The organism is 'Camptotheca acuminata' phytoplasma (assembly GCF_041276565.1).
Classification (GTDB): Bacteria; Bacillota_I; Bacilli_A; order Acholeplasmatales; family Acholeplasmataceae; genus Phytoplasma.
On record NZ_JBGGGR010000037.1, the window covers coordinates 1 to 1433 of the forward strand.

1 rRNA gene is annotated in these 1433 nt (G+C 44.0%); it reads right to left on the reverse strand.

Annotated elements, in window-relative coordinates:
- Nucleotides 1-1433, reverse strand: a 23S ribosomal RNA gene (locus tag AB6A63_RS02235); the annotation flags it as partial.

A 1433-nucleotide genomic window follows, 5' to 3' on the forward strand; every position in this document is an offset into this window, starting at 1 on the left:
GACCGTTATAGTTACGGCCGTCGTTCACTGGGACTTCAATTCAATGCTTTGGTTTAACCCGAACATCTCCTCTTGATCTTCCAGCACCGGACAGGCATCAGCCTCTATACATCACCTCACGGTTTAGCAGAGACCTATGTTTTTGATAAACAGTCGCTTGGGCTTCTTTTCTGTGACTTTTACTTTTGACATAAAAGCTCTCCTTATCCCTAAGTTACGGAGCAATTTTGCCGAGTTCCTTAACAAGAGTTTTCTCGCGCGTCTTAGTATACTCTACCTTCCCACCTGTGTCGGTTTACGGTACAGGTAAAAAAACAATTAACCCTAGAAGCTTTTCTTGAAAGTATGACGTCAGTCACCTTACCTTCAGATCTCATTCTTAATGAAAAAACGGATTTACCTGTCTTTTCAAACTCAATCTTTCAACCCTAATCCAATAAAGGGCGTGCTTAGCCTTCTTTGTCCCTCCATCAGTTGTTTTCTTAGTGCAGGAATTTTAGCCTGCTTGCCATCGACTACGTATTTCTACCTCGCCTTAGGACCTGACTAACCCAGGGAGGACGAACCTGCCCCTGGAAACCTTGGGTTTTCGACGGATAGGATTCTCGCCTATCTTTTCGTTACTTACACCGGCATTCTCACTTCTGACCTCTCCACTACTGCTTCCGCTATAGCTTCACTGAAATCAGAACGCTTCCCCTACCATATTCAACTTAAAAGTTAATATCCATAGCTTCGGTATAATGTTTGAGCCCCGATAAATTTTCGGCGCGAAGTCATTAGACTAGTGAGCTATTACGCACTCTTTAAAAGATGGCTGCTTCTAAGCCAACTTCCTAGCTGTTTTAACGTCTCCACTTCCTTTTCCACTTAACATTAATTTTGGGACCTTAGCTGAAGGTCTGGGCTCTTTCCCTTTTGACCATGGACCTTATCACCCACAGTCTGACTGCTGATATTTTTTTCATGACATTCGGAGTTTAATTGAGATCAGTACCCCGAGGTGGAGCCATCACTCATTTAGTGCTCTACCTTCATGAAAACATTAAAATCAACGCTAGCCCTAAAGCTATTTCGGGGAGAACCAGCTATCTCTGAGTTCGATTGGAATTTCACCCCTAGCCACAAGTCATCCAAACACTTTTCAACGTGTCCTGGTTCGGTCCTCCATGTAGGATTAACCACACTTCAACCTGCTCATGGCTAGCTCACTTCAGTTTCGGGTCTATGACATACAACTAAACGCTCTTTTAAAACTCGCTTTCGCTGCGGCTTCGTTCCTCAAAACTTAACCTTGCTGTATATCATAACTCGCCGGTTCATTCTGCAAAAGGCAAGCCATCACTCATTAACGAGCTCTGACTAATTGTAGGCATACAGTTTCAGGATCTATTTCACTCCCCTCCCGGGGTTCTTTTCACCTTTCCCTCACG